Annotated in this window: 10 protein-coding genes and 1 pseudogene; 1 reads left to right on the plus strand and 10 read right to left on the minus strand. The window is 54.8% G+C overall.

Annotation, left to right across the window (positions count from 1 at the left end; translation table 11 throughout):
• The 3 genes and pseudogenes from B5D40_RS14815 to B5D40_RS16610 form a co-directional block, all read right to left on the minus strand.
• Positions 1 to 299, minus strand: a pseudogene (locus B5D40_RS14815) (phage terminase large subunit); the annotation flags it as partial.
• Positions 296 to 778, minus strand: coding sequence for a hypothetical protein (locus tag B5D40_RS14820; protein WP_143394305.1), 483 nt, complete (start codon positions 776 to 778; stop codon positions 296 to 298). The pseudogene B5D40_RS14815 and the gene B5D40_RS14820, both read right to left, overlap by 4 nt.
• Positions 757 to 930 (minus strand): helix-turn-helix domain-containing protein, encoded by a 174-nt coding sequence (locus B5D40_RS16610; protein ID WP_143159390.1) that lies wholly within the window; start codon positions 928 to 930, stop codon positions 757 to 759. The genes B5D40_RS14820 and B5D40_RS16610 overlap by 22 nt, the downstream gene beginning before the upstream one ends.
• A 118-nt stretch (positions 931 to 1,048) precedes the next feature.
• On the opposite strand from B5D40_RS16610, the gene B5D40_RS14825 reads away from it, so the two are divergent.
• On the plus strand, positions 1,049 to 1,552 hold the full coding sequence (locus B5D40_RS14825) for a hypothetical protein (RefSeq protein WP_143394304.1): 504 nt from the start codon (positions 1,049 to 1,051) through the stop codon (positions 1,550 to 1,552).
• Between the two features lie 5 nt (positions 1,553 to 1,557).
• Here B5D40_RS14825 and B5D40_RS14830 read toward each other — a convergent pair whose 3' ends face one another.
• The 7 genes from B5D40_RS14830 to B5D40_RS15805 form a co-directional block, all read right to left on the minus strand.
• Entirely contained in the window at positions 1,558 to 1,929 is a 372-nt protein-coding gene (locus B5D40_RS14830; protein ID WP_158222043.1) for a RusA family crossover junction endodeoxyribonuclease, read from the minus strand.
• 2 nt (positions 1,930 to 1,931) lie between these two features.
• On the minus strand, positions 1,932 to 2,078 hold the full coding sequence (locus tag B5D40_RS15800; protein ID WP_158222042.1) for a hypothetical protein: 147 nt from the start codon (positions 2,076 to 2,078) through the stop codon (positions 1,932 to 1,934).
• Positions 2,075 to 2,500: a D-Ala-D-Ala carboxypeptidase family metallohydrolase gene (locus B5D40_RS14835; protein ID WP_078777446.1), complete on the minus strand. Its 426-nt coding sequence runs from the start codon at positions 2,498 to 2,500 to the stop codon at positions 2,075 to 2,077. The genes B5D40_RS15800 and B5D40_RS14835 overlap by 4 nt, the downstream gene beginning before the upstream one ends.
• A 38-nt stretch (positions 2,501 to 2,538) precedes the next feature.
• On the minus strand, positions 2,539 to 3,126 hold the full coding sequence (locus B5D40_RS14840) for a restriction endonuclease subunit S (RefSeq protein WP_078777537.1): 588 nt from the start codon (positions 3,124 to 3,126) through the stop codon (positions 2,539 to 2,541).
• Entirely contained in the window at positions 3,123 to 4,097 is a 975-nt protein-coding gene (locus B5D40_RS14845; RefSeq protein ID WP_078777538.1) for an HsdM family class I SAM-dependent methyltransferase, read from the minus strand. Before B5D40_RS14845 ends, B5D40_RS14840 begins: the two co-directional genes overlap by 4 nt.
• Before the next feature lies 1 nt (position 4,098).
• Entirely contained in the window at positions 4,099 to 4,536 is a 438-nt protein-coding gene (locus B5D40_RS14850; RefSeq protein WP_095849435.1) for a DUF1353 domain-containing protein, read from the minus strand.
• A 91-nt stretch (positions 4,537 to 4,627) separates the two neighbouring features.
• Positions 4,628 to 4,807, minus strand: a 180-nt coding sequence (locus B5D40_RS15805) for a hypothetical protein (RefSeq protein ID WP_159446940.1), incomplete at its 5' end; no start/stop codon positions are given.

The raw sequence follows: 4,807 nt of genomic DNA on the forward strand, positions 1-4,807 counted from the left end.
ACGTCCTTGTTCATCCGCCTCGCCAGATTGTCGCCGTATGATGCCGCAATGATGTTGCAGTCCGGCCAGATGCCGAAGCACCACGCCGGGAATCGCCTCGACACAAGCTCGCTCTTGCCGTGCCTCGGCGGCATCGTTATAATCATCCGTGGCGATTTTCCGGCACGCGCGTCCAGCATGAAGCGCATCAGCCTGGCGCAGATTTCGCGGTGCACCCATCCGGCCTTATAGTCCGGCTTCGTCGCCAGCGTGAACGCCATCAGGTTGCGCCGCGCAAGCTCTATCATCGCCGCGTTCATTCCACTGCCTCCGAATATACGCCCATCCTTGCCGCCTCCGTCTCTATTTCCTTTTCCGTCGGCGGCTCGCTTGCCTTCACGGCATCGGCAAGGCCTAGCCCTCCCGCTTCCGCCGTGGCCTCAAGCACCTTGATTCTCGCCAGCTTCTCCGCCGCGATGTCTGTCGCCCCGGAAAGGTCGAGGATGAAACGGGCGGCCTTCAGGTCTCCTGAAATTGCCTTGGCGATAAAGACTCCTATGATGCCCTTCCGTGCAGATACCACGTCGCCCGGTTCAATGCCGATTTCTGACAGTATTTCTCCCAGTTTCCCGTCCGTGTTCACCGGGATGTCCAGCATCGAGTTCACAAGCTTCCTGAACTTTGCGCGGGCACGGCTTTCCGCCGCCGACACGGAGCCTCCCTTGCGGGCTATCTTACGCATCCACTCGCGACGCTCTGTCGTCCCCGATTCTGGAATCAGCTGTTTCTCTCCCACCATTGCAGGAACTCGCTCCATACCACTGTGATGCGCCCGCGCTTCCCGTTGCGGCGGGCAGGAAGACCTCTGGTCGCTATCCATTCATATACGGTGTCCGGGCAGAATCCGATCCTGTCCGCAAGCCCCTTTATGTTCATATACTCTTCGTCCATTTTCTCTCCGGCGTTTTACTACAATATATATTTTTAAATGGCATATTGACTGAAAATGTCAATACGGTTTGACATTTTACGTCACATCTGTTCGTCAAATAATGACATGCAGGTTATTATGGAATTGAAAAAACTCGGGAAGATGTCGGTACGTGCAGGATGGGTGGACGGGAACGTCACCGCATCGGAGGCCTACGCCCACCTCATGGAGAAAAAGGCAACCGGCAAGGACCAGCCGGCACTTGGACGCCCCGTATCCCTCGCACTCATCGCAAGGACGCTGAACTACGGGAGGGAACCGGGACAGACGATTTCAGGCCACAAGTACGGGCGTATTCCGGCACGCCCATTCATGCAGCTTGCAGAAAAGAAGATGGCCGAAAAGATGCCAGAAATCCTCAAAGCGTATCTTCCGGGAATGCTTTCCGGGAAGATGTCGAAGACCGCCTTTTTGGAGATGCTCGGTTCCAGGATGGCCGGGGAGATCAAGGACGCCATGACCAATGGACAATGGACGCCACTCTCCCCGAATACCGTCAAGCGTCGCCGCCACGGCGGTTCGCAGCCCCTCATCGATACGGGAACGCTCCGTTTGTCCGTATCCTTCGAAATAGAAAAGTAGGGCGGCTATTCCGCAGCGGAAATTTCCACGGACACGGACGGCTTCCCTTTTTCGTAGCCATTCGCTATCTCGATATTGCGTACGACGTTCCAGCCGTCGTCCGGGATGATTTTTGTATCGACCAGCAAATCCAGGACGCTGGACGCCTGGTTGTCGGAATCGCGTCGGCGCAAGTCTCCGTGGGTGAACACGAACCGGATTTTTAGCGGCGGCTGCGGGATGCCCCCGCGGCAATTCGTCAAGGCTTCGAAAACCTTTTCATCGTGCCATTTCCGGAAAGCCGCGCTCGGGAAAGTACGCCCCGTCCGCCTGTCCACGACCCGTGAATTCTTCTTGCTCGGCGTCTCGCCCGTAAGGACGATTTTAAGGCTTTCCACGGTCATTTCCTCCGTCGGAAAAGCTCGCCGAACATGTCGCGCAGAATATCGAAGAGGGAAAAGGCGAGGACCGCGATTCCGAAAGCCGTCCCCAGCGCGTAAATCGAAAATTTCACCGCCTTCGTGGAAAAGTCGATTGCGTCCATCATTTCTCCATCACCTGCATCCGCGGCTTCTTTTCCGCTTCCGGAAGCCCCACGTGGATGAAGCGTATGCGCTTTGAGGTTACGCTCCGATAGGCTATCAGCTGGTCTATTTGCGAGATGTTCCGTTTCAGGATTCCCAGCAGTTCGGCGTTGCCCTTGGCGTCCGTCCCCCGGATGTCGGCGGCAAGCCCTTTCAGGTGGTAGGAGCTTTTTACCCCGCCCGCCTTTTCGTTCACCGCCTCCGAGCGGAACGCCGAGTTTACAATTATCGGCTTTCCGTAGATGTTCCGGACGCATTGCAGGAATCCGGCCAGCGAGTGCAGGTTCACGAACTGTTCCCACGTCTCCGGGAAGTTGGGAAGCCCGGTCGAGGTGGAGAGCATCTCTTTCAGCGTGAAATTAGGGAAGATTTTTTCAGATTTCATGGTTTTCAATCTTTGTTAGTTTGTCTTCATAAATTTTGTTAATTTGTATCAAAACAAGCGGCAGACATACTCTCCCAACGGGTCCCCAATCCGGAAAACGTCTTTGTATGTAAACGGCGGCATTTTATTTGCCACCCCCCCACCGCTAAATACGATTCCGCAACATTCAGCCTGTTCACTATTTCAATCTGCTTTTCAAGCGGCGGCAGAATCACGGGAAAATTCTCCAAATCCACGGTTTTAAGGAAGTGGATGACCCCGCTTACGCGCTGCTTCAAATCCCCCCGGCGACTGCAAAGATAGTGATAGAGGTATTTCGGAATCACGTATTCCGAGGCCGTAAGCACAAAGCACATCTCACCCGCAAAGAACCGTTCCCGGCGATAGCCGATATCCCCGGCGTTGCCCTTTTTTATGACCAACACCCGGTCGCCCGGAAAGTTCCATTCGTCCAGATAGCCCAAAGGGTTAAGGCTGCCGCCAAATACCGGGTATTTGCCGCTATCTTTCGTTTCGCTCTTTGTAATCCTTTTGCCAAGCTCGACTTTCGCAATGTCGCCTAAACTGACCTTTGCAAATCCATAAACGTATTGCGTCATTTTAAGGCAGTCAGCGAAATTTATCATAAGCCGAAAAGCTCCATTTGCACCCGCGTAGGGTCTAACCGTTCCTTCCACTTTTTCAAAAACGCCGCCTTTTCCTCCGCGATAATCTTTTGCATCCGGTTCAGAAAATCCACGTGGTCGAATTCCGGCTGCCTGAATCTTTCAAGCTCGCACACCATTGCGTCAACCCTGATGCTAGCCCTGAGGTACTTTGCGACGGCATCCCTTGCCCGCAACTGTTCCGCAACGGGGTCTATTTCCGCCTTGTCCGATTTCGGCTCTATGTAGCGGCATACGGAAAGGTCGAACCCGTTACGCTCGATTTCTGTAAAGAGGGCCTCCCTTTTCTCCCCGGTCTCCTTTTTCTCGAACGTTACGGAATCGCCCGACCTTCCTTTGCGGAATACAAGAAGCACGGTAGAAATGCCGGTGTCCTCGAAGTCGCCGCCGTCAATTTCCACCACCCGTTCCAGCGCGCCGGAGCGCACTATCTTTTCCCTTATCTCGCCTTCCCTTTGCCCTCTGTAAAGCACGCCCGGAAAGCACATCACTACGGCAAGGCCGCCATCTTCCAGATGATGCAGGCAGTGAAGAATAAACGCATAATCCGCCTTCGATTTTGGGGCAAGCCCGAAGCCCTCGAAGCGTTCGTCCATTTTGGGTTCCCATGCGACGGAAAACGGCGGGTTCGCGACTATGTAGCGGAATTTCTTTCCCTTGAATTTGTCGTCGGAAAGAGTGTCGCCTATTTCTATTTCCGCATTGACAAGATTTGTCGCCGCATAGTTTCCCTGCTCCTCGTCGATTTCCTGCCCGTATTTTCTAGAGCCTTCGAAAACGGCAAGCAAGGCCCCGTCGCCGCAAGTCGGGTCGTAGATTTCCGTAACGTCCGATGGAAAGAATGAACGCATATATTCGGCAAGTTTCTTGGGTGTGAAAAATACGCCCGATTTCTGTAGAGACCTACGGAACAGCTTGGCGCTCTTTGGCATTTTACCGCCCCCTGTACATGTTCCCGTAGAACCTTATGCCGTGGCTGTCGTTCTTTCTCCCGTAGTGGGATTTGGCGAAATGCTCCACCAGCCACTCGGCGAAGCTCGCCTTGCGCCTCGGTATTCCGGCGTCGCGCATCGTGCCGCGGAACAGGTCGTCCGCCAAATCCTTCGGCAGGCATTCCGAGCCGTAGCAGAAGTCGTGCACAAGCCCCGCCAGAGTGTAGGGCAGGTTCATTTCGTCGATGTTCGGCAGATACCAGCGGAAGATTTTGGGCACGCTCGCGCCGTCCCAGACGAGTCCACGCCGGAACTCGAAGCGGTATTCCTTGCCGTCGTTGTCCGTCCAGACCGCCCGGAAGTCGTTGTCCAGCCGGAAAAGGCCGCCGCGCATCGCCGTCCAAGAGAAAACGTCCCACGATTTCAGCCGGAAGTTCATTCGTCCCCCCTCCATATCCTGTACAGGTAGATTATGCCAGCGATTTCGCAGACGACCGCAAAAATCCCAAGCCCGATTAAAAGCCTGTCCATCATTCCTCCTCCAGCTTCCTTTTAATCCATTCCAAATCGGTCTGGATTCTCGCCAGCGACTCCGAGAGCTTGAGAGCGTCGTAGTCGTCCACACGCTTCTTCAGTTCTTCAATCTCTTTCTTCTGCCCGCGCACGGCGTATAGCAGCCCGATGATGGCCGCCGCCAATGCCGGGCTCGC

It is taken from the genome of Fibrobacter intestinalis (genome assembly GCF_900167415.1).
Classification (GTDB): domain Bacteria; phylum Fibrobacterota; class Fibrobacteria; order Fibrobacterales; family Fibrobacteraceae; genus Hallerella; species Hallerella intestinalis.

Excerpts from the sequence above, each read along its gene's own strand:
- B5D40_RS14835 (WP_078777446.1), bottom strand. The coding sequence starts at position 2,500 with ATGAAATCTGAAAAAATCTTCCCTAATTTCACGCTGAAAGAGATGCTC.
- B5D40_RS14820 (WP_143394305.1), bottom strand. The coding sequence starts at position 778 with ATGGTGGGAGAGAAACAGCTGATTCCAGAATCGGGGACGACAGAGCGT.
- B5D40_RS14845 (WP_078777538.1), bottom strand. The coding sequence starts at position 4,097 with ATGCCAAAGAGCGCCAAGCTGTTCCGTAGGTCTCTACAGAAATCGGGC.
- B5D40_RS16610 (WP_143159390.1), bottom strand. The coding sequence starts at position 930 with ATGGACGAAGAGTATATGAACATAAAGGGGCTTGCGGACAGGATCGGA.
- B5D40_RS14825 (WP_143394304.1), top strand. The coding sequence starts at position 1,049 with ATGGAATTGAAAAAACTCGGGAAGATGTCGGTACGTGCAGGATGGGTG.
- B5D40_RS15800 (WP_158222042.1), bottom strand. The coding sequence starts at position 2,078 with ATGATGGACGCAATCGACTTTTCCACGAAGGCGGTGAAATTTTCGATT.
- B5D40_RS14840 (WP_078777537.1), bottom strand. The coding sequence starts at position 3,126 with ATGATAAATTTCGCTGACTGCCTTAAAATGACGCAATACGTTTATGGA.
- B5D40_RS14850 (WP_095849435.1), bottom strand. The coding sequence starts at position 4,536 with ATGAACTTCCGGCTGAAATCGTGGGACGTTTTCTCTTGGACGGCGATG.